Genomic DNA, 424 nt, shown 5'->3' on the forward strand with positions numbered 1-424 from the left:
GAAAAATGGTTCATCAAGGCAGTAGGAATAAAGGCTTTGGTGAGCTTATGTTGATTGATAAACGCCAGCAGTTGTTCACTGTCTCCGATTACCGCGGCGGGAGCAATATACAAGGTGGCACCGGACATCAGCACCGGGAACACTTCAAAGACAGAAGCATCAAACACATAATTGGAGAAAAACAGCGCTTTCACCTGTGGTGCCAGCAAATGGGTTCTGGCAATAAACTGCGTCAGATTCTGAACACTGCTATGTTCCACCATCACCCCTTTTGGCTGACCGGTGGTGCCTGACGTGTAGATGATATAAGCCAGATCGGCCGGCTGGTTGATTAAGGCTGGATTTTCTGCTGGCAGACCCGCAGTCACGACCTGATCATCTGCCGCTATCAGAGCGGGCGGTTCTTCCAACAAATGCGTGTATT

At 49.5% G+C, this 424-nt stretch carries 1 protein-coding gene; it reads right to left on the reverse strand.

Going from position 1 to position 424, the window contains the following annotated elements; all coding sequences use genetic code 11:
* Nucleotides 1-424, reverse strand: a 424-nt coding sequence (locus tag AAC147_RS08115) for an AMP-binding protein (RefSeq protein WP_156115454.1), incomplete at both ends; no start/stop codon positions are given.

The sequence above is a fragment of the Xenorhabdus sp. NBAII XenSa04 genome (assembly GCF_963866145.1).
GTDB lineage: Bacteria > Pseudomonadota > Gammaproteobacteria > Enterobacterales > Enterobacteriaceae > Xenorhabdus > Xenorhabdus indica.